Origin of the sequence: Carboxylicivirga longa (genome assembly GCF_050589825.1) — a bacterium.
Taxonomy (GTDB): Bacteria; Bacteroidota; Bacteroidia; order Bacteroidales; family Marinilabiliaceae; genus Carboxylicivirga; species Carboxylicivirga longa.
Map to the genome: position 1 here is coordinate 246910 of NZ_JBNGOZ010000001.1, position 26408 is coordinate 273317.

Annotated in this window: 16 protein-coding genes; 9 read left to right on the top strand and 7 right to left on the bottom strand. The window is 35.4% G+C overall.

The window, feature by feature from the left end:
• Nucleotides 1–207 precede the first annotated feature (207 nt).
• Nucleotides 208–969 carry a metallophosphoesterase gene (locus ACRD7A_RS01055; protein ID WP_430809483.1) on the top strand — a complete coding sequence of 254 codons (762 nt, stop codon included), beginning with the start codon at nt 208–210 and terminating at the stop codon, nt 967–969.
• A 351-nt stretch (nt 970–1320) separates the two neighbouring features.
• On the opposite strand, the gene ACRD7A_RS01060 is transcribed toward ACRD7A_RS01055, so the two are convergent.
• From ACRD7A_RS01060 to ACRD7A_RS01080, 5 genes are read right to left on the bottom strand one after another with little or no spacing between them, the layout of a single operon-like run.
• Nucleotides 1321–3141 carry an HsdM family class I SAM-dependent methyltransferase gene (locus ACRD7A_RS01060; protein ID WP_430809484.1) on the bottom strand — a complete coding sequence of 607 codons (1821 nt, stop codon included), beginning with the start codon at nt 3139–3141 and terminating at the stop codon, nt 1321–1323.
• On the bottom strand, nt 3138–3902 hold the full coding sequence (locus ACRD7A_RS01065; RefSeq protein WP_430809485.1) for a hypothetical protein: 765 nt from the start codon (nt 3900–3902) through the stop codon (nt 3138–3140). The genes ACRD7A_RS01060 and ACRD7A_RS01065 overlap by 4 nt, the downstream gene beginning before the upstream one ends.
• Nucleotides 3903–3906: 4 nt before the next feature.
• Nucleotides 3907–4998: a hypothetical protein gene (locus tag ACRD7A_RS01070; protein ID WP_430809486.1), complete on the bottom strand. Its 1092-nt coding sequence runs from the start codon at nt 4996–4998 to the stop codon at nt 3907–3909.
• Between the two features lie 3 nt (nt 4999–5001).
• Nucleotides 5002–7311, bottom strand: coding sequence for a sensor histidine kinase (locus ACRD7A_RS01075; RefSeq protein WP_430809487.1), 2310 nt, complete (start codon nt 7309–7311; stop codon nt 5002–5004).
• 4 nt (nt 7312–7315) lie between these two features.
• Entirely contained in the window at nt 7316–7531 is a 216-nt protein-coding gene (locus tag ACRD7A_RS01080; RefSeq protein WP_430809488.1) for a helix-turn-helix domain-containing protein, read from the bottom strand.
• A 425-nt stretch (nt 7532–7956) separates the two neighbouring features.
• Here ACRD7A_RS01080 and ACRD7A_RS01085 point away from each other — a divergent pair, with 425 nt between their 5' ends.
• From ACRD7A_RS01085 to ACRD7A_RS01095, 3 genes are all read left to right on the top strand, one after another.
• A complete protein-coding gene (locus ACRD7A_RS01085) occupies nt 7957–8190 on the top strand; it encodes a hypothetical protein (protein ID WP_430809489.1) in 234 nt (77 codons plus the stop codon).
• Entirely contained in the window at nt 8169–8474 is a 306-nt protein-coding gene (locus ACRD7A_RS01090) for a hypothetical protein (protein WP_430809490.1), read from the top strand. The genes ACRD7A_RS01085 and ACRD7A_RS01090 overlap by 22 nt, the downstream gene beginning before the upstream one ends.
• Nucleotides 8475–9228: 754 nt before the next feature.
• The gene (locus ACRD7A_RS01095; protein ID WP_430809491.1) at nt 9229–13278 is read left to right on the top strand and encodes a two-component regulator propeller domain-containing protein; all 4050 of its coding nucleotides are present in this window, start codon (nt 9229–9231) and stop codon (nt 13276–13278) included.
• Between the two features lie 144 nt (nt 13279–13422).
• Here the strand turns inward: ACRD7A_RS01095 and ACRD7A_RS01100 are convergent, their stop codons facing one another.
• Together ACRD7A_RS01100 and ACRD7A_RS01105 are read right to left on the bottom strand one after the other, a co-directional pair.
• Complete coding sequence (locus ACRD7A_RS01100; RefSeq protein WP_430809492.1) at nt 13423–15825, bottom strand: T9SS type A sorting domain-containing protein; 2403 nt, start codon at nt 15823–15825, stop codon at nt 13423–13425.
• A gap of 73 nt (nt 15826–15898) precedes the next feature.
• Nucleotides 15899–17275, bottom strand: coding sequence for a choice-of-anchor Q domain-containing protein (locus tag ACRD7A_RS01105; protein WP_430809493.1), 1377 nt, complete (start codon nt 17273–17275; stop codon nt 15899–15901).
• Nucleotides 17276–17658: 383 nt separating this feature from the next.
• On the opposite strand from ACRD7A_RS01105, the gene ACRD7A_RS01110 reads away from it, so the two are divergent.
• From ACRD7A_RS01110 to ACRD7A_RS01130, 5 genes are all read left to right on the top strand, one after another.
• Nucleotides 17659–20682 (top strand): SusC/RagA family TonB-linked outer membrane protein, encoded by a 3024-nt coding sequence (locus ACRD7A_RS01110; protein ID WP_430809494.1) that lies wholly within the window; start codon nt 17659–17661, stop codon nt 20680–20682.
• 14 nt (nt 20683–20696) lie between these two features.
• On the top strand, nt 20697–22220 hold the full coding sequence (locus ACRD7A_RS01115) for a RagB/SusD family nutrient uptake outer membrane protein (protein WP_430809495.1): 1524 nt from the start codon (nt 20697–20699) through the stop codon (nt 22218–22220).
• Nucleotides 22221–22241: 21 nt separating this feature from the next.
• On the top strand, nt 22242–23276 hold the full coding sequence (locus ACRD7A_RS01120) for a hypothetical protein (RefSeq protein ID WP_430809496.1): 1035 nt from the start codon (nt 22242–22244) through the stop codon (nt 23274–23276).
• A gap of 67 nt (nt 23277–23343) precedes the next feature.
• On the top strand, nt 23344–24816 hold the full coding sequence (locus tag ACRD7A_RS01125; protein ID WP_430809497.1) for a hypothetical protein: 1473 nt from the start codon (nt 23344–23346) through the stop codon (nt 24814–24816).
• A gap of 99 nt (nt 24817–24915) precedes the next feature.
• Nucleotides 24916–26376 carry a hypothetical protein gene (locus ACRD7A_RS01130; RefSeq protein WP_430809498.1) on the top strand — a complete coding sequence of 487 codons (1461 nt, stop codon included), beginning with the start codon at nt 24916–24918 and terminating at the stop codon, nt 26374–26376.
• Nucleotides 26377–26408: the final 32 nt, after the last annotated feature.

A 26408-nucleotide genomic window follows, 5' to 3' on the forward strand; every position in this document is an offset into this window, starting at 1 on the left:
TACTAGCGAAAGGAACACACCCATATAGAGTGCGTTCACTTCCTGACTTCTCGTACTCTTTAAATTGGTCGTTTTTCTGAGGAGAAGCGTCAGTAACGCAATAAATTATTCTAATATGTCAGGTCAAAAATAATAAAATCGATTCAACTATTAATGTTGTTTGACTATTTTAGCTGATACGAATGTACTCAATTTATTTATTCCCTTATGACCATTCAATTTTGCTCTGACATACACCTTGAGTTTGCTCAAAATAGTCTGTTCCTTCATAAGAATTCTATAAAACCAATTGGTGATATATTGATTCTAGCTGGAGATATTACCTATTGGGGTAAAAAGCACTTTAAGCATTCGTTCTTTGATTATGTGTCGGAGCATTTTAAAACGGTGTATTACGTTCCAGGTAATCATGAATTTTATTCTGGAAAGGATCTTCGCATATTAGACAAGCCTATATATGAGTGCATAAGGGAGAATGTATTCCTAGTTAATAATCAGGTTGTGTCTATCGAAGATGTTGATTTCTTTTTTACTGTTTTATGGTCAAATATTCCAGAATCTAAGTCACTTAGGGTGGAGCATGGCGTTGGAGATTTTCACCAGATTAAGTATCGAGGCAATAGGCTGAATTATAAAGTTTTTAATCAGCTGCATAAAGACAGTTTGTCGTTTCTTAAAGAAGCTATACCTGCTTCCAATGCACAAAAGAAAGTAGTTGTAACGCATCATATTCCCACGCAAATATGTAACCCAGAGTGTTATCGCAATTCAGATATTAACACAGCCTTTATTTCTGAGCAATATTCATTAATCCATGATTGGGATGTTGACTATTGGATTTATGGACATCATCATGCCAATATGCCGGAAATTAATATTAATGGCACCAAGTTAGTAACAAACCAGCTAGGTTATGTCGATTGGGGTGAACATCATAGTTATCGAAATGGAGCATACTTTACATTTTAGAAAAAGTAACAACACTGCATCCTACCTGGTGGTAGGATGCAGTAGGTGTCTATTTCCACTGTCTCATACGATAGAGCTTCCAGTTGCGATTTCGTCTTTTTGAGGCTGTAGAATTGATACATTCAATGCCATGTGGAAAACAGTATGAACAACCACCCATTTTCATGAAATTGTGGATTCGTGAAATTCTTCGATTGCCAATTTTCATTGAAATATCAGCAATCCCATACTCATTATAGTCAAAGGTATTTTTAATACGGTGAAGGTGCTTCGTTTTTACAGAAACACTTACCTCGAAAGCAAAGTCTTTCATTTAAAATCTAGTTAAGTAAACACTTAACTATCGAGACATTATCCTTCGATTACAACTCCATACCTATTTTCAATAAACTTATCTAACTCGGACTTATTTGTTTCACTAAGCATATATTCAATATCTGCATCTGAAAAATCATATATGCCAAAGTTTTTAATATAATTTCTGCTCAATGAGAAATACCCTGAAGAATATGGCTTGCTTGTATTAGCAATGTAAAACCAGAACAAACGCGAACTAAATAAAATCTTAATAACCTGAAGCTTGATCGGGTTATTATCAACAACAGCTAATCCATTATAAAAAAGAAGATCTTCTTTAGAAATTATAAAGTTTGGAGTCGATGGTGCTATATGTGGGAAAAATAACTTACTACCCATTTTCTCAAGAGATTGGTTTCTACCATAAGCATACCATGCTTCGTATTTCCCATTACCTTTATCTCTTCTTGCGAGTATTTCTTTCTTTGTAAATAAATAATTATAGGCTTTAGGGAAACTTTTATAGAAGGATTTCTCCTCAATCACCTTGGGCTGAGATAATTCCTTAACATATCGATATGGAAATATTATTTTCCGTTTTATTAAATCGATATCCGAAATTGTAGTTAACTTATTTGGATTGATAATATCCCTACATATTGCTTTTTCTATTTGAAAAATTTTTTCATCATCTTTCAAATAATAATAGTTTTTATCCTCTTTAATTGGATCAAATACATATACATTATTTTTTAATGTTGCAATTCCATTTCTTGTTTTATATTGACTACCAAAAGATTTCCCAATATTCTCAATCCTTTTAATTAAATCTATCTTACTAAAACTCCAGCCATCTTCAACACCCAAATCCACATATTTCCTTTTTGTATATGTATTTAACCCAAATCTTAATTCAGAACTATTTATTTTCTTATACCTAATAAATTGTGAAGCACAATTCTTAATTAAACAAATACAAGTATATGTAGATCTTGAGTGGAATATTTGCTCTCCCCCAAAATCTATCAAATCAAATTCATTCCTACGTTTAGTTATGTATTCTCTTAATGCCCTACCATTTACACTTTTTAAGAATGAATTTACAGTTATATAACCAAGTACTCCATTTTCCTTTAATTGCTCTAGAGCAATTTGAAAAAATGGGATATACAAATCAGGATGTCCTGTTGCACACACACTCCAGTTTTGCAAATATTTTTTTGTATCATCATCTACATTTCTAGAGCAGACGTAAGGTGGATTACCCAGAATGATATCAAAATATAAAGCCCATTCATGGTTTAGCGCATTCCCAACGAATAAATTAAAATTAAAGTCTTCGTCTTCACCGCTTAAAAGGGCTACCAACGACAGTAAAAGCTTTGTTCTTTCTATACTATACTCTTGAATATCTAATCCATAAATGTGATTCTCGAATATATCATAAAAACTTTTACCAGTTTTATTTCTCAAGTAAATAGCTGAATCGGCTAAAAAGCCTCCGCATCCACATGATATATCTGCAAGTTTTAAATCAGGCTTGATGACAGTCCTTGAGAAAGCACTTTTTATTATAAAAGACCTAATGTTTGTAGGAGTATATACAGCGCCATTTACAATTTTATCCTTGGGTGAAATAACAAACTCAAATAGCTCAATTAAATTTTCAAGCTCAAATTTATCCTCAAATAGATTCAAAAAGTCAGCTAAATAATCCCAATCTTCATCCTGCGAATTGATAAGAAGATTTCCAATAAGATTATTGTTAACCACCTTAATGTCATTAATGCTAATAAAAGTCGATATTAATAGGCGATTTATTTTACTAACATCGGAAGAATACCCTTTTAAATATTGAAAAATATCCTGTCTCATACATTGGCAAGTTGTGGGAACACTAAACCGGGATGCCAATCAATTGAGGAAGGATTATAAGCAGTCCATTTTGAAGCTAATGTATGAGCAAAAGGCTTAACCAACGCATCGTAATAGTCCTTCACTAAACTAATATAAACACTTTCTTGCTGAAGTTGATTCCAATATGTTGGAAAAAAATTCGATAAAACAAAATCAATGCCAAGAACTACCTCAATAGGATAGAACATTACTCTTGGGGCATCAAAAAAAATTGTTTGTCCAATATCCATATTATCAAAATTCATCCGGTTACCCCCAAAATGAAGGTGGTACATAGGGTGAGGCTCATTACTAACACTATCAATATGTCTATCAATATGATAGCAAATCTGATGTTTCATATCATTTGGCCCATCTCCCTTTATTTCAATATTAAATTCCAATTTTTTAAGTGGATCAACTAGATTTCCCCATGAATCACATGAGGCAATCATATCTATTGATAAAACTAAGGATAATGGATTTAAATTTGAAGGTCTTATATGTCTAGGAGGCATATAAAATGGAATTTCTAACGAATCAACCTGATACCCCCAATAGGAATAATCAACCGCATCATTCTTATCAACCTTTCTTGTTCGTGTAAAGTCATTTAACTGATTTGCTGCTTCCCTTAAGGGATATCCTGTTATCCCCACTTTTTCAATAAGATCTGCAAGGTTTTTTAAATCATGAGCCCTTTCACTCCTGAATTTCTTTTGATCAATATTTATTGCCATAAAACTACAAAGACTCCTTGATAAAGTTTAACCTTTCAATTTCTGAAGGATGTAACCTAATACCTTCGTCAAATCCTTCCCTTTCAAGAGCTGCTTCCAATGATATGTAATCATAATCTTGCCAGACCTTAGGCTCTCTGGACATGACTATCTTAAACCCTTCTCGAGGATCTAGGGCTCGATTATATCCTCTACAAACAGTCCAAAATTTATAACTATTTGATTTTTCTATTCTTTCTGGATAAACTATTTCTGAAATGCCAGTCTTCTCTTTTAGTAACTTAACTCGCTCATTTGCATCAACCATGGCTAGATTCTTACCAGTAATTTCTTTAAAAACTTCTAAAACATCTATCATCCACCAGCGATCCCAACCAACAGAGAACACTCCATTATATTTTGCATTCTTAAATACTTCATCTCTTATAATATTCCATTTTTCAGACCTTTCAATATCAACACCTAACCTAACTGCCAATAAATCTTGACTAATCAATGGACCATTCATATATATTAAATCCTTAAGAATTACCTGTGCAATATTATAAGAAGGCAAGGATTCAGAAATTAATAAAGACGAGTATATTCTAGCATCAATTTTATCGTATTTAATATCTAGCAACTTATCCATATTAAGTCCAATTTGGTTTATGCATTCATAACCTTTTATAAGTCCGTAGATTCTTCTAGATTCTTTATCGTAGTTTTGTTGTTCTTTATGAAAACGCATGTCAAACAAATCATGACTACTTAGATCCCTCTTGTATAGGCTTTTAATCTTATCTTGAGTAGAACAAAGAATTATAGGAATATCAAGATTTTTTAAATCAATTGACCTTTCTCTAATATTTTGCGCTAAGGTTGGTGCTTTATATTGAACTCTTTCTCCTTTCGAATTTGCAGCAGAATCAAGTTCTAAATCAAGAATAACAGCTTTTATATCACCCTGATTAATACGCTCTGCAATTACGGACAAATCAGCGGTTTCAAATAATTCAACCTCTAGTAATCCATTTGCCTGCAAAGCATCCTTTATTGCTTCAATCTGGGGACGACCACCATTTATTTCATCGTCAATATATAGTACTTTCTCCATAGCTTAATCATTTTTAACGGGTACAATCACCCTAATAGTTGTAGCATACCCTTCTTCTGGTTCTCTTATATAAATGTCGCCATTATATCCTTCAATGATATCCTTTACGATTTTCAAGCCAAGCCCCGTGCCTGTCATTTCTTCAATTTCATCAGCGAATTTACCTGATGGACTGCTCGTAGTAAAAAATGGATCAAACACTTTCTCTTGGTGTTCGACAGGAATACCATCACCATTATCTGAGAAATCTAAATAAATTTGATTGTTGACGCGTCCAGCTTGTACCAGTATTTTACCATTTGCTCCTGCACGCTTAATTGCTTTTTTAGAATTGGAGAAAAAATTAAATAATATTGAAGCCCATTCTGACTTATGCATTGGACATGTAAAAAGGTCATAACCATTAAATTCCGGGCTTATCAATTCAATTCCGATTCTTTCACAGTTAGGCGCTGCAACTTTATAAAAAGGCTTAACAACATCCCTAATTTCAATTGGCTCCAACTCTCTATTTACATTCTCAGAAACCGCTTTATCAAAATAAGATGTATAAGTTCTAAATGATGAAGAGTTCAAAGCTAATCGCTCTAATTTTTTTAAAACATCCTGTTCTTCAGAATGATCTCTAATTAAAGCGTGTATATCAAGTTCAAATGCATCTAAATGGTGTTTGATTTCATGAATAAACTCACCAATAATTAATCCAAGGCTAGATAGTATTCTTAATAACTGAATTTCCTGTAGAAGTTCACTAGTCTTTTTTTCCTGTTCATAATTTGCATCTTTTATCCTTTGAGCAAAATCACGAAAATCATTTGAAGAGAAATCGTTATCATTTTCTTCAGTCTTAGACTTTTTATCATCTGACTTTTCTTCTTGTTCCTTTTTTTCAGCAGCCTTTTCAAGTTTTGCTGCAACATCATCTAAAATTTCCTTTGGTTTTTTAGGCTCCCAATCTTTTTGTGTTGTTTGTGATTTCTTTCCCCTTTCAGCGGAAACTTTTATAGCAGCATCAGTTATTACTTTATAAGTAAAATCTCTCAACTCTTTTAATGCATCATTTTCAAATAAACCTTCTCTACTTGATAGCTCCTGAAAATTAACACCTTCAGAATCATTAATTTCGATAAATCCGTAAAAGTTATTATTACCATGAGGTGCTAAAATAACTCTTCTACGCACCGAAGCATCTAGTCCTAACCAATCATTATCAACTTCTCCATATGGTAAAACTCTAAAACCATTTCTGTATAATCGAATTCCTCCCCATATTTCGGCATTTCTCCTGATAATGGTTTCAGACTGCTTCGGAATCAATCCTGAATAATATATAAAGTAATAAATCTTTATATGGATATTTCTGAGAAATTTAAAAGGTTTGTATTTTTCATTTCTTGAGTTTGCTCCTATCTCAATTAAATCCTCAGGAAAGTTAAAATAGGTACTTGATAAAGAATAATACCCATCACCCACACTATCTACATACCCTTCAATTATTGCAGTAGCATAGTTATAAAATTCTGAGTTGACATCAACAATTGGCTCTGCGTTGTCAATGTTTCCTTGATAAAAACTTGCTTTGAACCCGGGTTCTTTTGTATTTTCCTTGACCAATTCTGATAATGGATACGGTTGGAGCAACTCTGATACATACCTAAATGCTCTCTTTAACATCCCTTCTGACCAAATATCACGCAAATCATCAATTATGATTATGGTACCTTCAAGCCGATCTTTAGGAATCCACTCTAATTTATTAGAGATTAAATTAATATCCTGATCTATTTTATAATCAGCCCAATCAATTTCTACTTTAATCGCTTCTGAATTCTCTTTTGTTTGAGAAATAATTGTCAAGTAGTTTCCTAGTCGATGCGTAGCAAATCGTCCTATGCCTTTCTGTCCAGCTCTAGTTCGGTTATATCGTGGTGATTTAGGATTATGAATCTTGTCACTTGATGAAATCTTCATAAAACCAAATATTAATTGATCTCTAGTCATACCATGACCGTTATCAATGATAGTTAACCTTCCTCCCTTTTTTTCAGTATTTTCAAAATACAAATCTACTGTGGTGGCATCTGCATCATAAGCATTCTTAACCAACTCTGCTACTGCCGTTTCATGTCTACCGACCAATTCTTTTCCTAATCGGTTAATTATACCAGCATCAACAGAAAAACGAACAAGCTTTTCGTCTAGACTAGCAATCTCATTTGATAATGAAATAATTAAACTATTATCAGAATTGTCTTTAACCAATTCTTCACTCAATTTTCTTTTTAGCTGTTCAATCTTAGCATTATTAACCATCCTCTTATCTTTTAAGAGTTATATGACCACAAACTGCTTCTAAAAGCTCACACGGATTTAAATCAATTGCAAGAGCAATCAAATACAATTCATCTGCTCTAAGCTTTGTTGTAGGATTTAAAGTTAACTCACTCAAACGCGATGTACTAATTCCTGTTCGTCTAGCAACTTCTGCTTTTTTTATTGATTTCTTACTTAAAAAGATGCCAAGTTCAGTCATTTCATTTAGATTTTCGGGAAGCAAATATAGAAACATTAAATCAATTTATTGATTATCGAAATCAAACACTATTCAAAATTCTGTCATATACAATTAATTAAACGAAAATATTTAGCTCAAATACTATTCTTACATTCTCAACATTTCTTTGTGAGGTTTGAAAACCATTCTGTTATTTTTAATTCGTATACCCCATAAGACGTGATACAAAAAAAAACATCTATCACTTCCTTAAGATCTAATTGTAAATAGACATGAGCATAACACACCTAAAATATACTTATATTTAATTAGTATTTGCTCCTTATTTTCCACCTCAACCAATTTATTTCAAATAATTGTGGATCCGTAATATAAGGGATGCTATTTCTTCTTTATATCTTTGGTAGTGTACTTATCTTTGATAATGAATAAAACTTACAAATATGAATGAATACTATTATAAGTTTGATAGTAAAAGAATGAAAATAGAATTTCCGAAACTATCGACAAAACTTGAAGATTGTGATGAATTCATTCCTTATTTAAAGCAAAAGCAAGGAGATTTTATTCAAGTAATAGATGGTAAAGGCGATGCCTTTAGTTATTCATCAGGAAGACCTGTGAGGATTATTAATATATCATTAAAGCAAAAAAAATGGATTTTTTTATTGATATGAAGTTACACGATTACTGGCATGAAGTAATATTTGAAGAAGTCCTTAATGAGGATATTCCCATTTTGAAAAAGAGGTATGCGAATAGTTTTCAAGAGAATATCATGTATAAAGGTAATAAGAACTTCCAGGGTAAAGTATTTCATTTTGTAGATGAGAACAGGGCTAAATTCAGATTCTTTGCCTTTGTTGCAGAGTGGCATAATCACAATCCTTTTTACTTCAAGATAATTGACAGGTTAAAAATCATGGCTAAATCACATTATTACCAAGCTGGAAATTATTAACATTGGGTATATTTAAAGAGATTAGATTTTAGAAAATTGGATGTTACAATTCTTAAAACTTGACAATCCTCCCCTTTTGAGGTGAAATAACCGGCTAAATTAACACCGATGAAACACTGTTCAGAAATTTTAAAATTTCATTACACTATTTTTACAACTCAAGCCCTATAGATGCCTCATTTATAAAGCTTAGAAAACTCTGTATCGGTAAGTGAGGTTAATTGACTGACAATCAGAGTCGTAAGTGATTCTGTGTAATATATCCAATAGGGGTTGATAGGTTGATAATCAAGGCTCTAGTGTGTTAGTTGATGTTTTTCTTGGGAATATATTTAATCTGTCAAAATTTGTTCAGTGTCACAAAACCACCGTTTGGAGAGACATTTTCCTCTACTATTTTCATAAACTGTTTTCTAAATTTAGTTTAAATTAAAAAACCACGTTCTATGAGCGTGGTCAGAGAAGCTTTACATTTTGCATTAATTGTATTTTAGAAATTCAATCATACGTAATGGCTTCAATGATTTATATTCGTATTTAATGACCTATGGGCTTATCTCAATGCCACGTCCTTTGGGCGTGGATTTTTTACTCTCACGATTTTACCTTTTGAGAGTATGAAAGTTAGTTTTTGATAGATGGACACTAACAGTCAGGTTCATAAATATATAAAACTATATAGTCTATTTGATTTGGAAGTGGTAATACATCTTTGATTTCCTTAAAAATCCTTTTAAATGATTATTTTTGAATTATGCTAGTATCATACCGTATTAAGATAATTCTTACCATTCTCATCATCAATTTTACCTGCAAAGCCATTGCAGACAATACATTAAAATTTGAACATATCGATCTGCCACCAGGTATAATGAATGCAAAGGTTCATTGTATCTTGGAAGATAATAATGGAATGATTTGGTTCGGGACTTCAAGTGGTTTAATCTGTTATGATGGTTATGATATAAAAGCTATTGAAAATGTAAATAGTGCAGGTGTAAGAGAAGGATTTGGGTTTGTAAGTGCTTTGCTTGAAGATGCAGATAATCAAATTTGGGTGGGTACGAATAATGGTGTATTTGTTTATGATAAAAGTAGACAGCTAACAAAACGGATCAATGACCGCTATTTGGGTGATAGAATTTGTAGGGCATTATACCTTACTTCTGATGAAGAAGTTGTGATTGGAACTGAGGAAGGTATGTTTATATATGATCAGAAACTGAATATGCTTGAGCGTTACATCCATCAAACAGGTTTAAACAAAGGTCTTAGTCACAATGTTGTTAGATGTTTTTATGAAGATCAGGATAAGCGATTGTGGATTGGAACATATAATAAATTGAATCTATTAGATAGGAAGAGAAAAGAGTTTACTCAATATCGGCTTCAAACATCAGATTCAATTAATCATCGAAATAACTTAATTCTAAGTATTCAACCATATACAATTCACTCAGATAGTATCTTGGCCGTAGGTACAGAAACGGGCTTGTGTTTATTTGATAGATTTGAAAATAATTTTGTTCAATTTGTTCATAACGATGATGGAAACTCCATTAGTAATAGTGTTGTGAAAACCATTTGTTTACAAGACTCAAACCTGTGGTTAGGAACAGATTTAGGTTTGAATCTTCTAACATCTGACAACAACTTCGAAAACTATTATCATGATTATAAGAATACCTTTTCTCCATCTAGCAATGTAATTAACCAAATCTATCTGGATAAACTTAATAACCTTTGGTTGGCCACTGATAAAGGCATTGACAAGGTATACATGAATAAACAACAAATCTTACGAAATAAGGTATATCCAAATGCAGAATCCCTTCAGGGAGAGTTTAAAGTTAATAAAATCAGTAAACAAAGAAATGGAGAAATCTGGATTGCAACAGATGAAGGTTTGATTCACTATAGCAAGGACTTGCAAAAGTATAAACGTTACTTACCCCCAACAATACTTCACAATAAGGTTAACGATGTATTTTGTGATGAAAATGATAAAGTTTGGATTGCTACTGCTGGTGGCCTGAACACATTTAATAGTATGAGTGGGAAGTTTGATACCTATGTAGCGAAAGAATCAGGTAACAGGAATCTGGAAACAAATTATATAAATTGCATTGATAAGGATTCTGAGGGAACGCTTTGGTTAGCAACATTCAACAAGGGTATTTATAAAGTAATTCAAAAGGATAACAATAAGCTTGAATTTATAAATTACAGACACCAACCAGACAATGAAAATTCATTGATATCCAACAAGGTATATGATATTGATATTGATCAGTATGGTGATGTATGGGCAGCAACAAACAAAGGAGTTAACAGGTTGGATATGGTTACGGGTACCATCGAACGCTTTGAAAACGATTCAGTTATTAGAGAACCTCAATTTGTATCGCATTTTTTTGTTGATGAAAATGGAATTAGATGGATAGCAACTAATAAAGGTCTTTTTTATTATGAGGCAAAAAAAGAGCATTTCAGAATAATGAAGCAGATACCAAATAGCATTAGTAGTGTCGCTGTTTCTGATTCAATCGTTTATTTTGTTGCTCGAAATAGTTTTCATTCGTTTGACTTAAAAACTCAAAAATTAAACTGTTTTCCAAATGTAATACTAGGATTAACTTCATTAACAAATATAACTTTGCTGGAAGATGATTTAATGGTGCTTAGTGGAAATAAAGGTTTTGTTTCTTTAAATGCAAATACTCTAAATATTGATAGAAATATTCCCAAAGTACATTGGACATCCTTTTCAATACATAATGATGAAATAAAACCATATTTATTAAAGAATGAGAGAAAGATCATTGAAAAGCACATTGATGAAACCGAGTATATAGAACTTGATTACAGTGAGAACACATTTTCAATAGGATTCTCTTCTTTTCAATACAGTTTTAAAGATGCTTGTAATTATCAATATATGCTTGAAGGGTTTGATAATGAGTGGAAAACCACCAAATCAAACATTAACTATGTGTCGTACACCCAGGTGAGGCCTGGTAAGTATAAGCTAAAAGTTAAAGCTTCGAACAAATATGGGGTGTATGGGGGTGAAGCAAGGATAATGACCATAAAAATTAATCCACCATTTTATTTTTCAACATGGGCCATTTTATTGTATATAGCTCTAATTGTGCTTTTATTTGTCATATCCCGTCGCATGTTGATTGCAAGAGAAAAACACCTAAGCGATATACGCTTTCAAACTCTTCAACGACAAAAAAGTGAAGAACTGATTGAAATTAAAACACGTTTCTTTACCAATATTTCTCATGAGCTTAAAACCCCATTAACACTAATAAGTAGTCCTGTTGATGAACTCTTATCAAAAGACCTTGATACATCAGTAAAGAAATCTCTAATTCTAGTCCAGAGGAATACAGATAAGTTAAAAAAACTTGTCAATCAAATTCTTGATATACGTAAAATTGAGACTGGAGGCGAGATTCTTAACCTTCAGGAATATGATATAATTAGGTTTATCAATAAAATCATTTCTCAGTTCAAAAGTGAAGCTGAACGTCGCGATATGCTTTTGCAATACGATTCTCCGGAAGTGTCGCTTATGATGAATTTTGATATGGAGAAGACGGAAAAAATAATGGTGAATTTATTGTCTAATGCGTTTAAGTTCACTCCCGATGGAGGTGCCATTAAAATTAAAGTTGAAGATGGTCGATTAACTTCGAAGAAAAAAAATGAGATTCTAATCTCAGTCATTGATAATGGTGATGGAATAATTCAAGAGGAACAGGCAAATATTTTTAACCGTTTCCATACTTTAGGCTCAAATAATTATAGCAGCCAGCAAGGCACAGGAATTGGCTTATCAATGGTTAAAGATTATCTAACTCTGCAAGGGGGTAAAATTACATTGGAAAGTGAGCCTGGTAAAGGGAGTTGTTTTACATTTTCATTACCCTTTAATAATGAGAGTTCTGTTAAGACCATGAATAGTGATAAGGTGTATTCGAATGCTTATGAAGAAAAAGAAGCAGAATCCATTGTAGAACAGCAACATGATACTGACGAAAATAGTAAAGCCTTAAAAGTGTTGGTGGTTGAAGATGATATTGACTTGCGTGAATTTCTTGTAAGCGGTCTCCAGGATAATTATGAAGTAACGGTTGCTGAGAATGGCCAGGATGGATTTAATAATGCTATTAAAACAAGTCCTGATATTATTATATCTGACTGGATGATGCCACTCATGAATGGAATCGAGCTATGTCATAAGATTAAGGGTGATCTTAGAACCTGTCATATTCCATTTATTCTCCTAACCGCAAAAGGAGGTATTGAAAGTCAGATTGAGGGAATTGAAATTGGTTCAGACGATTATATACAGAAGCCATTTAACATGGCATATTTGCTTGTGAGGATACAGAATCTGATTGAGCAACGAAAACGACTTAAGTCAGTTTATGCCCAGCAGCTTCAACTGGAGCCCTCTAAAATTACTGTGACCTCATTAGATGAAAAGTTTCTGAGCGAACTGAAGAAGCATATGGAACAAGAAATTGATAATCCTGAGTTAAACGTTACGTTGCTGGCTGAAAAAATGGCACTTAATAGCACAAATCTCTATCGAAAAGTAAAAGCATTAACAGGACAGTCAGCTACAGAGTTTATTAGAACTTTTCGTTTGAAAAGAGCAGCTCAACTACTAAAAGAGGAAGGTTTAAATGTAACCGATGTGATGCACATGGTAGGTTTTAATCACCGGTCATACTTTACCAGAAGTTTTAAGGCCTTGTATGGTGTTTCTCCAAAGGAATACAAATAAAAACTCCCGACATTTCTATCGGGAGTCAATGAATGTGTAAAGAAAATCAATCTAATCAATCTTTAGTTTGGCATGAAAATTTTGATTTCTGCTATCAATGAGTTTTACTATGTAAATGCCTGCTGGAACTTGGCTAATATCAATTTAGGCTGGACTATCCGTAACAGAAAATACTTTGCTTAATAGTAGTCTTCCTGAAATATCATAAAGCGTAATTTGGACATTTTCGGCCATGTAAGAGCAATTTATGTTTAAATGACTTGTTGCAGGATTTGGCCATATTTTTACCTTATTGTCATTCAGATTAACTTCCTCAACTGGTGTTGCACTTTTTAAGCTTAAATCTTCGATTATTTGCAAATCATCTAAATAAGCACCTCCTTGTGAGTTTTGTGGTCGCCAAAAAAAGAGTTTAGTTTGTTCTGCTCCAGCTTCACTTCTGAAATCAAGTGTGTATGAAGTATAGTTGGTAGCATCAATATTGATAGTGGAATAATTGTTTCCATCCGGTTTTTGGATGCCAAAGGTAACAGGTACCGTTGGGTCATCAACTTTAGCTTGAAATGTTACTTCGTACGAGGTTTCTGGCATTATCGATATCCATTGATAAGCGGATGAATTACCATCTAATTTCAAACTTTTTAATCCTTCCGCAACTTCGGTATTTTCTTCTACAACAGTTTGCCAGGTATTCCAGGCATGTAATCCTTTTTCGAATGACGGATTAAGGATGTATGCTGTTTCTTTTAAGACAACTTCATCCAATAATGCAGAACCGGTTCCTCCCGGTGGTCGCCAAAAATATATTTTAACTGAATCAGTATTAGCACCAGTTGTAAACATCAGTTGGTGCAAAGTAAAAGAAGTATCATCGATATCTATAAGGGTATGGTCTGTTACGCCTAATTGTACCTTAACAGTTGGGTCATCAACTTTGGCAAATGCTGACAATGTATAAGTAGTCGAAGGCTGTACCTGTGCCCATTGATAGGTGGAAGCATTACCGTTCAGTTGCAAGGAACCACTACCATAAATAGTTTCATAACCAGCCGTTACGCTATTCCATGTATTCCATTTATCTATACCATTTTCGAAACTACCGTTATCAATTAGATTCAATTGCTCTACTTCAAACTCTATCATAGTTAAAGTATTTGCTTTAATGGTAGCCAGATAGTTACTGCTGTTTTGCCATAAAGTTATATTCTGTAGTATTCCAGGGTCTTTGAATCTTACGGCTTGTTTGACAGATAGGATGTCGTAACCATCAATATTAAACTCAATATTGCTGTCATTATCTTTTTTGCTTAACAAGAATATGAATGCGCTTTTGTTATTTTGAATAACGCTTGTCAGCATTATGTTGTTATCAACACTAGTGCTCTCAACTAATTCTCCATTCAATGCATTTTTATACAGTTCAAACACTGTTGTTGTGGGATTAGCCGCATAACCATCATCCGGGTCTACTAAAAAACGATCATCCGCATCAACAGTTCCTGGCCATTGAGTTGACCATAACGCTGCTAGCTCCAAACCTCCTTGCATCATCTGCATTTGCATTTCAGATTGCATTAAGGCTGTTTTAAACTTACTATGATTGGTATCTGTTTGCCAGGGGCCGGGTCCAAGGTTCCATTCTAAAGCGGCCATCTTAATATGCGGTTTATTAAGTTGAGCTGTTAGGTTATTAAAGTATTCAATCTCTTCTATATAGGTGCCTCCATTGTACCATTGGTTTTCAAATTGAATGGGTGTTTGAGATTTCCATAAATCCCAGCTGGCTTCATCCCACCGCCAGTACCAGTGAATGTCAATAAAGTCTATGTTATCTCCCGCAGTATTGATTATAGTTGTGAAACCATTATCTGTCCTGACTTTATTCGACCAGTTAGCAATGAGTTTGGCATCAGGTACGTATTTCCTGATGGAATCTGCATAGATGTTTAACTGAGCAGCATAATTGGATGCTGTCCACGACTCTCCATCATTGTCAGGGTCCTTGTTGTAAAGGTTGCCAGAATGGTAGGTCTCATTATCTAAATAAAAATAGCGAACATCAAATTGTTTACCTTGGCAATATTTAATGAGAGAAACAGCTTCATTTAATCCATCACTCTGCCTGTTCCATTCTATCCCGGAACTCATATTAATGCCTAACATAGGTTCTACTCCTGATGCGGCACATAAAGTCATGTATTCATCCAGATCCATATAATGGGCAGGATCGGCATCGTTAGCTGTGTTGTAGTTGGGATCCCAATTATCAGACCAGCCATTACCGTTCAGGTCGTTCCAATGATAATGGGTAACTACTGTCCCCCCTGGCCAACGCAAAAAGCCGGCTCCTACATCTTTGAAGAGTTGTGCCATTTGACCATCTGTGTAGATGCTATCGGCTTCATGTGAATAAACGAGTCCGTGCCCTTGAATCATTGGGCTGATAGTGTGCTTTTTTTGAGTGCCGTCAATGTTGATTTGAATCTGTGCCTGGATAAATATTGACAGAAATATTAAGCAAATAGAAATGAGTATAATCTTTTTCATATTCTTATGATTTAGGTGATAAAAAAAGGTCCATGCAGCTTTATACTGCATGGACCTTTTTATAAATACTTATTTACTTGCGCACAATATGTTTGAATACTTCTGAATAACCTTCACCACTTACTTTTATAAATACCAGTCCGTTAATGTTCGCTGGTAATGTGATAGAAGTACGTCCTGATGTGATTGATTCTGAATGAACAAGCTTGCCATTTAAAGTATAAATATCAACGTTTCCATTTGAAAGTTCATTCACTTCGATATTAAATGTTCCACTGCTAGGATTTGGTACCACACTTGTTTTAACACTCACCTGTTCAATGTTGGTCGCTGGGGTGTATTCATATGACCCTATATCAGGAGTGCCTGTTCTGCTACTACCATGAATATCTGTAGATGTGGCTGTTGTGGCATCTCCTGCATCTATGGCGATGCTGCCAACTTGTAGAGCCAAAGTTTGTAGTCCACTTCCATTATCTTGCAAGCTTCCTAGTTTGAGGTTTGACTCAGTTACTGCTGTTGCAGTTTCCCATGTGATGCTATTTGCTTCGTTCCTGATTTCAGCTAACCAGCATTTTGAAACAATATTGTTCTTAACAGTAGCTGCTGCCACTGGATTTACACTACCGTCATAACCGAAATCTGTACCAGCAGAAGAAGCATTAAACAAGATATTATTCGTTAATGCAGAACAGGTTGAATTCTCAGTAAAAATACCTTTGCGACCATCAGAATTTGTAGTATTGCTAACTATAGTATTATTCTTTAAAGAAAGAACCCCTCCTGTATTAGTGATAGAAATGGCACCACCCTTTAAGTTAGAGTGGTTTCGGTATACAACACAGTTTTCCATAGAAAGTGATACGCCAAAGAATGCCAGACCTCCGCCATTTCCTTCAGCTGTATTGTCAAAAACTGATGAGTTTTTGATAGTTGTATTTCCATACCCGCCAATACCACCAGCAGCGCGATCAGTAAAGTTATCATAGATATTACAATTCTCAATTGATAAAACGGCATTACCTTGTGTGTTTATGCCACCACCAACACCACCGCTTAGGTTTCCATAGCGAATGCTCATGTCTTTAAGAGTTGCACTTACTGAACCACTAATCATAAATACACGTTGATTAGGTGCTTTCCCTGTACCAGCACCGTCTGGCTTGCTTCCTGTTGCCTGTACAATGGTTGTAGCTGGTGATTCTCCCATAATTGTCAGGTTTTTGCTAACAGTAATATTGACTTCTGTATAGGTTCCTGCTTTTACTTGTATAATATCATCAGCTTGTGCAGTGTTAATGGCTTTTTTTATACTAGCCCATGGAGATGATTCACTACCAGTATTATTTTCGTCATCACCATTTGTACTAACATACCATGTGGTTTGAGCGAAAGATAATGAACAAAACATTGCCATAATGGCCATAATAAGGAGTCTAGATTTTTTCATAATTATTGCTTTAAAATGATTGATTTAATGTGGCTTTTTGTTATTGCCTGTCTAATGGTTAAAGTATGACGAAACGATCGAAGACGATAAACCATAAACAACTAAAGAATAGTACGGAATGAGCGATAATAGCACAGAATAGATAAAATATAGCACAAATCAGATTTGTGTTCTGTGTGCTATTATATTGTAGTTTCTGTCAATGTTTATGAGCTGTCTAATAGCTAGGTTTGTCACAGAATCAAATGTTTGAATAAATGAAAAAAATAACCAAAAATCATTTCCGGTTAGAAAAAATCATCTCATTAATAATTATTAGTGGCTTGATTTATTTAACCCTGATGACAATAAAAATTTATCTTTAAATAATTAAATCCAAGTTTATGAAATTAACAAAAAAAACTCTGCTATTACTGTATATAGCACTTGTGTCATTTGTTGATATTGGTGCTCAATATAAAGTGGATGGCACAGTAACAGATGATAAAGGTATTCCTGTACCGGGTGTGTCTGTGATTGAAACGGGAACTTCTAACGGGACGATAACCGACATTGACGGTCGTTATTACTTAGAAGTTAGTGAGGGTGCTGAAATAACTTATTCTTTTATAGGTTTTAAAAAGGAAGAAAGAAAAGTTGACAGAGACGGAACGATAGACATTCAGTTAGTTCAAGACATGATTGGGCTGGAAGAAGTCGTTGCCATTGGATATGGTACTGTTAAGAAAAGTGATTTGACGGGTTCTGTAACATCCGTAAAAGCCGAAGAAATTACTAAGATGCCAGTACAATCTTTCGATAGAGCTCTACAAGGCCGGGCTGCAGGTGTACAGGTTAAAACATCATCAGCAGCACCAGGAGGAAGTGTAAGTGTTATCATCAGGGGTGGTAACTCTATTAATAGTTCCATACAGCCTCTCTATGTGGTAGATGGTATTCCTGTTGATGAGGGAACATTGAATTCTTTCAATCCGGAAGATATTGAATCGATGGAGATATTAAAGGATGCATCATCAACGGCGATTTATGGTTCTAGAGGTGCAAACGGTGTTGTTCTTATTTCAACGAAACGAGGTAAAGAAGGAAAAGCACGAGTTGAATATTCCAATTATTTTAAATTCGAGCAAATACAAGAAGGTTTGGATTTGTTAAACGGTGAGGAATTTGCCTATAAATTTAACGAGTGGTTAGTAAATACAGGCAGTGATCCCATTTATGTTGGAGACAATCGCTATTTTCCATCTCCGGAAACGATTGGAGAAGGTACTGACTGGATAGATCAAATTACTCAAACAGGTTTTGCACAGAATCATCAGGTAAGCATAACAGGAGGAACGAAAGATGTAAAATATGCGCTTTCGGGTAATTACCTTGATCACGAAGGAGTTATTTTGGGTGGTGATTTTAGCAGAGGGTCATTTAAAGTTAATACGGATGTAACAATTAATAAGTGGCTATCAGTTGGCAATAACTTAACCATTAGTAGGTACACAACCAATAGCTCTGGCGAAAATACCAATATGGAGTCAGGTGGCGGAACAATTAATGCAGCCATTAAAATGTCTCCTGTTTTACCGGTTTACGATATTAATGGTAATTATACAGCCAATAACTTCCCGGGTGCACAAGGGATTGAAAATCCAGTTGCCAATGCAAAAGAAATAACCAATAAACGACTTACAGATAGAGCCATTGGTTCTCTGTTTGCAAATATCACTCCCCTTAAAGGCTTAAATATCAAATTAAGCTATGGTGTTGATGTCAGACATGTAAAAAGATACAATTACACACCTACAACAACGATAAGCGGAGTCTTAGTAGGAGGTCGTGCCTCTCTGGACAATAATAAGATTGATCACTTTGTAAGTGATAATATTGCGAATTATAAAAAACAATGGGGCATTCATAAGCTGGATGTAATGGCAGGTTATTCTCGTGAATGGGAAGAAGCTGAAGCTAGTGGGATGAATGGTACTGGTTTTCCTTCTGATGTGTTAATGTATAATAACATGGCTGCAGCCGAGGAACACGGTATCCCTACATCCTGGAAGACAGCCTGGCAATTGGAATCATTCTTTGGAAGGATTAACTATAATATGAATGAAAAGTACCTGGTAACCTTTACTGGACGTTATGATGGATCATCCAAGTTATCAAAAGATAACAGATGGGCGTTCTTCCCTTCAGGAGCCATTGCCTGGCGTTTGTCGGAAGAAAATTTCTTAAAGGAAAACATAGCAGCCATTTCAAATCTGAAGTTAAGAGCCAGTTACGGACTATCTGGTAACTCAAATATCGGCCTATACAAATCACAAGTGATACTAGGTATTGGAGGCTATCCTTTTAATGAAGCAGTTCAAACAGCTGTTTATCCTAGTACCCTAGGTAATCCTGATTTAGGATGGGAATATACGACAACAACTAACTTCGGTTTTGATTTAGGTTTATTAAATAATCGCTTAAGCTTAACTTTAGATGTTTACAAACAAAGTACACAAGACTTACTTTGGAATAAAAAACTGGATCCAATGTCTGGTTATGGCTCATCCATGACAAATGCAGGTGAGTTGGAAAACAAAGGTTTGGAAATTTCTGTTTTTGGAGCAATCACGGAAGGAAGCTTCAAATGGAATGTGTCTGGTAATATATCATTCAACAGAAACAGAATAATTGCTCTGGATGATGAGGCAAATCAATGGAGAGTAGGATTACCAGTAGGTGTATTCCGCGGAAGACAGTTTGAAGGTATTTTTAGAGATTGGGATGAGGTATATGCCTATATGAATCCGGATGGTAGTTTGGTGATGCCTGCTGCTCAACCCGGAGATGTAAGATATGCTGATATTGGTGGTGCTTTTGATGAAAATGGAAATCGCATTCCTGATGGCAAGATTTCTGGAGAAGACTGGACAATATTGGGTGATCCAAACCCGGATTTTATTTTTGGTATCACAAATGACTTCTCTTTTAAAGGATTTGACTTATCGGTTTTCATTACCGGTAGTCAGGGTAATGATATTCTAAACAGAACGGGTAGTTACTTACAGCAGGTGAGTAATATGCGAAACAATCTTGATCGTGTAGTCTTGGATAGCTGGACACCACAAAATCCAGATGCCTCATTTATGCGAATGGGCGGTGTTGGAAGCATGCCAAATATTGAAGACGGAAGCTATATCAAGCTTCAGAATGTGAATCTCTCTTATAATATACCTGTTAAGCGAATAAAGAATATTCAGGCAGCCAGAGTCTTTGTGTCAGGGCAAAATTTAATTACACTAACAGATTATTCTGGTTTTGATCCTGATGTAAATACCGGCGGTAAGAGTGCGACTAACCTGGGTGTGGATAACGCTGCTTACCCAATGCCAAGAGTTTATTCAATGGGTCTAAGTGTCACATTTTAATAATAATCAACGTCATGAATAAGATAAAATTAATATATAGTTTTTGTGTAGTGATTCTTTTGACTGCATTTGGGTGCGAGGATAGCTTCCTTGATGAGAAGATGTACAGTCAACTAGGCCCTGCTAATTTTTACAAAACAGAAGCTGATGCTATTGCAGCTTTGAATGGTGTGTATGATGGTTTTCAGGCAGAGAATTATTATGGCAGAACCATGTGGAATCTGGCCGATTATCCAACAGAAATGCATTATAGTTTCTGGTCAGATGCTTTCGATCGCTATACCTATGAGGATGATGAAAACAAGCATTTATATCCGTTTTGGAACATAGCCTGGAAAATAAATAATCGTGCCAATTCAGTTATTGAACGTGTGCCAGCTATTAGCTTTAACAATGAAGAAACCAAAAATCGAATTATTGGAGAAGCTAAATTCCTGAGAGCACTTAACTACTTCAATTTGGTACGTTTCTTCGGGCATATTCCTTTAATTACTTCAGAGACAACTACCATCGATGAGAATCAATTTATGGAGCAAGTTCCAAGAGCAGAGGTTTATGACCAAATCATTAATGACCTAATGTATGCGGAAGAAAACTTGCCTGTGATTCAGGAGGAAGCTTGTAGAGCTACCCAAGGTGCTGCTAAAGCTCTTTTAGGTAAAGTTTACCTGACTATGGCTGGTTATGCTTTGAATTATGTGAGTGGAGAGCTTGAAAAGGGTGATAATCAGTATTATCAGTTAGCAGCAGATAAATTAAAAGAGGTTATAGACCTGAATGTTTACAAGTTGGAAGATATTTACGAAGATGTTTTTGATGTGGATAATCCCAATGGTAAAGAAACTGTATTCTCGGTGCAATATATGGCAGGCACAGGAGGTTGGGAAGGTGGCGAAGGTAACTCCTGGACACCAGTATGGGTACCGAAAGGTTCTGGAATTGCACTGGTTGAATGGAAATCAGCAGGAACACCTATTGAATTCTTTAATTCATATCCTGCTGGAGATCAAAGACGCGATGCCTCTTTTATGACTTCATATATCGACGGTAATGGAGCAACAATAGAATACCCAACTTCTCCTCTTGTAGCGCCTCACCTTCGCAAGTTCTTAAGTGATATTCAGGAAGGTCCGGATCCAAACTTCAGTGCCATTGATGGTAAAGATTATGGTTGTGATTTCCCGGTTCTAAGGTATGCTGATGTCTTACTAATGTATTCTGAAGCATTAAATGAATTGGATGCGGCCAATAAAACAATGGGAATTAATGATGTACGTGTCAGAGCTGGTTTAGAGCCATTAACAACAGACGATCAGGAAACCTTGCGTCAACAAATATTACAGGAGCGTAAATGGGAATTGACTGGAGAAGGACATGGTTGGTTTGATTATGTACGATTGGGTGTGCTATTGGAGCCTGGTAACTCAAATGGTGATAGATCGGGTTATCTGTATCCATCAGAGCGTAATTATCTCTATCCCATACCATTTACTGCGAGAGAAATTAATCGGAATTTAGACCAGAATTTTGGATGGTAAAAACTAACTAAACGAAAGAATATGAAAGCGTTAAATTATATAGCTCTTATAACATTCCTGGCGATAGTTTCCTTCGCCTGTGAAGAAACAGAGCCAACCTTTGAAACCAGACTACCAAGTTATCCGGCACCTACCATTGCCTTTACTGAAGAAATGCCTGATACCGTTTCTATTATGATTGAAGATGGTTATCCTTTTTCATTTCATCTAGAAGGTGAGGCTGGTTTGGTAGGTATGCTATTAAATAATGAGCAAGTGCATACGTCTCCTTATGGCCAGTTAAAAGAAGATGTCACATACACCTTCGTGATGCCGGATGTTGAAGATACGTCGCTGGTATTTTCGGTGATTGATGAAGATGGTGTAACCGTTGCAGCTCAAAAGGTCGTAGCTAAGGGAGAAGGGCGTTTGGCTCCTGAGTTTTTAGTGGTTGATTTGGGGGGTGGTTTGGAAGAGTTTGTCGATGAGCCAATTCCTAACCAGAATGGTGGTAATTTTGCGGCAAAAATCACTTCATCAGGCGATCATGAAATAGATAATTATACATTACGGGCACTTTGGTTAACCGATGAGACTAAGTTTAATTCTGTATTTACCGTAAATGCAGATGCGCCGGAGGGTGAGAAAGCTGTTAAAGTAATTAAGAACAGTGGTTTTACAAATGTGATTGCTAATCTGGGTGTAGCCATCCCCGAAGTATATATCAATGATATACTGGCAGGTAAAAGAGCAATTCAATTCGATGTGTATTATGACAATACGGCTACCCCGGATGCACCAAGTGATTTGCCATCAGCATTAGCTTTCGATATTTATTTAGCCAATTTTGCTAAATACAAAAATGACAAAGCTGGTATATTTGAGACATATACAGCGACACTGCCATCTGCCAATGCCTGGCATTCAGTAACCATGGATATTAAAAAAGCAGGGGGTTATAGAACAGGTGATGTAGCAGTGAACGAAATTGATGCATTTAGCTTAAAGCTTTCTGCTGGCTATAACACACGAAATCCATATTACATCAAGAATTTCAAAGTCGTTAAAGTTGACTAATTAGTAATGTATGGCAACGGTATCTGTATAAAAACGACTGTTGCCATTCATCTTTAAACTAGAAAAAATGAATCGTTTATATATATATACTGCAGCATTACTCTTTACCATTGGATTTAGTGCTTGTGAAGAAGATACAATAGAAACTCCGAAATTAAATGATACCACCTATGATATAATGGTGGATTTAAATGAAGAGAAGGGGATTGTTAGTCCTTTGCTGATGGGGTTCAACAATATCTACTGTTTTGAAAAAGATGCCATGTGGCAAAATGGTTCTGGACAGTTGCCAGAGATGTTTAAACGCATGAATACTGGTGTTGTTCGTTATCCGGGGGGTGCCGTTGTGAACCGTTACCATTGGAACAACCTTAATGGACAAGGATGGAAAGATAATTGGGACCCAAATTATGATCCGAGTGACGATATGCCGGCTACTGAGTTTATGGATGTTGATGAATACATGGCGAACATTATTGCCATAGGTGCTGAGCCAATGCTGGGAATTAACATGGGTTCCGGCATGAAATACAATCGAGTGCAAGATGGTATAGATGAGGCAGTTGCCCTGGTGCAGTATTGCAAAGATCAAGGATATGAAGTCAAATACTGGTATTTGGATAACGAGGCCTACCACTCTGGTGCCAACTATAGAATGACACCAGCAGAATATGCGGAACAGATTAACCTATATGTGCCGGCAATGAAAGCGGTAAATCCAAACATTGAAACCATTGTCAATTGGGATAGCCATATTTCTACACAGTTATCAGGTATGGAAACCCTTATTTCATTAGCTGGTGAAAATATTAATATCATGGAGGTTCATTGGTATTGGGAGTTTGGAACAGGTACCTTTAATCGTTGGGTTAACAGTTATCCAATGAGTACTAAAAATCAATGGTATAATGGTTTAAGTTATTTTAGAGAAATAATGGAGTTTACACCATTGCTTCACCGTACTGGCCATACACACATAAAACTGGCATCCAACGAATGGAACTTAGGTCCGGCTGCATCACCAGCTGAAACACCATCCAAGTTTGAATCTGCCTTGATGATTTCTGAACAATTCTCCCAATTTATTGATGGTGGTTTATTTATGGCTAACTTCTGGGGTGTGCATTGGCCTACAGAAACATATGCACCTTCTGTTAATCGTTATTTATTAGATCCAACTGATAACTACAGCGAGAACCCAGCCGTTAAAGTTTTTGAAATGTTTGGCGATGCCATGGGCAAAATGCAGGTAAGGTGTTCATCTCTTATCAATGGTGTTTATGATGTGGCCATTTGGGACGACGAAAACAATCAGCTAATCATGTATCTTGTGAATAAAAATCAAAATGAAGTACCATTAAGTACAGGCATTGATTTAAAAGGTATAACTGCTAAAATGGTTACGGCTAATTCGTTAATAAGTTCTGAAGATGGGACGTCAAGTGAAATAGTTCAAACAGTAGCAAACATAGAATCTACATCCAGGGTAAAGTTAAGTTTGCCTCAAAACTCTTTAACTAAAGTTGTTATTACAAACTAAGTTAACTTGAACGTTATCTGGCTTAATACATCATAACGATGTTGATTAGCTGTATAGTCTCCGCTTGTTTTGTTAAGCGGAGACCAAAATACGGACCTTATGAATTTACAAAAATATCATTTCCTAAACTTATTTTTGCTGCTTGCTTTTTTGCCTGGGTTGTCTTATTCACAGGATACTATCAGGATTGATTTCAATAAAATAATGAAAAGTACCACTCCTGAAGGAGCAGCTTCAGCCAATTTATGTTGGTTGCTTGATTCAGATATAAAAAGACCCAATCCTCACAAATCATTTGCTGAAGCAATAAATGAACTGGGGTGTGGCTCTTTAAGGTTTCCATATGGTCACCTGGCTGATAATTACCTATGGCATACTGCTCCATATGATAATACACAAAATGGACTGAAGCCTGCAGTTGCAACTAAAACGCAAACGCCTGCACAATGGGACTGGGCAACAAATGAAGATGGCACATTTATGTCAGCTATGGATTTTGACGAATACATGTCCTTGTGTGCTCGTTTAAATATAAAACCACTTGTTGTAGTAAATGCTTTGTCATTCAAGTATAAAGGAGGACCAACTCTTAATGAATTGGTTACTTCTGCAGCTGAATGGGTAAAGTATGCTAAACGAAAGAACTATCAGGTTGGATACTGGCAAATTGGCAATGAAGTAGATCATCATCCAAAACTTATTAGTAAAGACGAGTATGTTGATGCTTACCAACAAATTTCTGCTGCTATGAAAGCCGTTGATCCAAATATAAAAGTGGGACCTGGCATCCTTAGTAATGTAGCTTTCTTCAAAAAGATTATTACACAAACTCCCGATTTAATTGATTTTACATCATGTCACCAATACTTGTGGGCTTATAAGGAATCATGTAAAAACTATGAGTTATGGAAGGAATACAATGATCCGTTCATTCCCAATGTTATCAAGATGAGAAATGCGGTGCATCAATCATCAAAACCCGACATGGAAATACTGATCACAGAAACCGGTGTTTCGCCATCAGGTCAAGGGATGGGGAATATCAATAATGTATACAAGGCCTTATGGTGGTTTGAGGTGCTGATGAATGAGATGAATATGCCCAATGTTTCATACATCTATAACTGGGGAACTCATTCACCCTGGAAAGGTTATCAGGATGATGAATCAGACGATGTATCGGTACTCTTACGAGTTGACAATAATGCACGTAAGCCAACTGCAGAGGTAATTAAAATAGTAAATGAGCATTTTATGAAACATTGTGTTCATACGAGTAATAACTCACCATACATACGTACTTATGCCAGTATTGATGAAGGTAATAAAGAGTGTAGCGTCTTTTTAATGAATAAGAATACTGTTCCATCAAGAGTAGTGCTTCAAATACAAAATATGCCATCGAAATTAAGCAGCTTAAACTTTTCGGGGATACAAGGTGAAAATCCTCTAGATAAGAATTTTGAGGAGTCGACTAAGATGGAGTTAAGAGTGTTGTGTGAAGTAATCGCAGAAGTAGTTATACCTGCGTTATCCATTGCAGTTCTGCACAGTAATTAAAGCTCTGAGAAGTAATTAGTGCTAAAAAAATA

What these genes read in the sequence shown, in the direction of transcription:
- ACRD7A_RS01110 (WP_430809494.1), top strand. Translation starts at nt 17,659, where the DNA reads ATGAAATTAACAAAAAAAACTCTGCTATTACTGTATATAGCACTTGTG.
- ACRD7A_RS01090 (WP_430809490.1), top strand. Translation starts at nt 8,169, where the DNA reads ATGGATTTTTTTATTGATATGAAGTTACACGATTACTGGCATGAAGTA.
- ACRD7A_RS01120 (WP_430809496.1), top strand. Translation starts at nt 22,242, where the DNA reads ATGAAAGCGTTAAATTATATAGCTCTTATAACATTCCTGGCGATAGTT.
- ACRD7A_RS01075 (WP_430809487.1), bottom strand. Translation starts at nt 7,311, where the DNA reads ATGGTTAATAATGCTAAGATTGAACAGCTAAAAAGAAAATTGAGTGAA.
- ACRD7A_RS01065 (WP_430809485.1), bottom strand. Translation starts at nt 3,902, where the DNA reads ATGGCAATAAATATTGATCAAAAGAAATTCAGGAGTGAAAGGGCTCAT.
- ACRD7A_RS01095 (WP_430809491.1), top strand. Translation starts at nt 9,229, where the DNA reads ATGCTAGTATCATACCGTATTAAGATAATTCTTACCATTCTCATCATC.
- ACRD7A_RS01060 (WP_430809484.1), bottom strand. Translation starts at nt 3,141, where the DNA reads ATGAGACAGGATATTTTTCAATATTTAAAAGGGTATTCTTCCGATGTT.
- ACRD7A_RS01080 (WP_430809488.1), bottom strand. Translation starts at nt 7,531, where the DNA reads ATGACTGAACTTGGCATCTTTTTAAGTAAGAAATCAATAAAAAAAGCA.
- ACRD7A_RS01105 (WP_430809493.1), bottom strand. Translation starts at nt 17,275, where the DNA reads ATGAAAAAATCTAGACTCCTTATTATGGCCATTATGGCAATGTTTTGT.
- ACRD7A_RS01100 (WP_430809492.1), bottom strand. Translation starts at nt 15,825, where the DNA reads ATGAAAAAGATTATACTCATTTCTATTTGCTTAATATTTCTGTCAATA.
- ACRD7A_RS01070 (WP_430809486.1), bottom strand. Translation starts at nt 4,998, where the DNA reads ATGGAGAAAGTACTATATATTGACGATGAAATAAATGGTGGTCGTCCC.
- ACRD7A_RS01130 (WP_430809498.1), top strand. Translation starts at nt 24,916, where the DNA reads ATGAATTTACAAAAATATCATTTCCTAAACTTATTTTTGCTGCTTGCT.
- ACRD7A_RS01085 (WP_430809489.1), top strand. Translation starts at nt 7,957, where the DNA reads ATGAATGAATACTATTATAAGTTTGATAGTAAAAGAATGAAAATAGAA.
- ACRD7A_RS01115 (WP_430809495.1), top strand. Translation starts at nt 20,697, where the DNA reads ATGAATAAGATAAAATTAATATATAGTTTTTGTGTAGTGATTCTTTTG.
- ACRD7A_RS01125 (WP_430809497.1), top strand. Translation starts at nt 23,344, where the DNA reads ATGAATCGTTTATATATATATACTGCAGCATTACTCTTTACCATTGGA.
- ACRD7A_RS01055 (WP_430809483.1), top strand. Translation starts at nt 208, where the DNA reads ATGACCATTCAATTTTGCTCTGACATACACCTTGAGTTTGCTCAAAAT.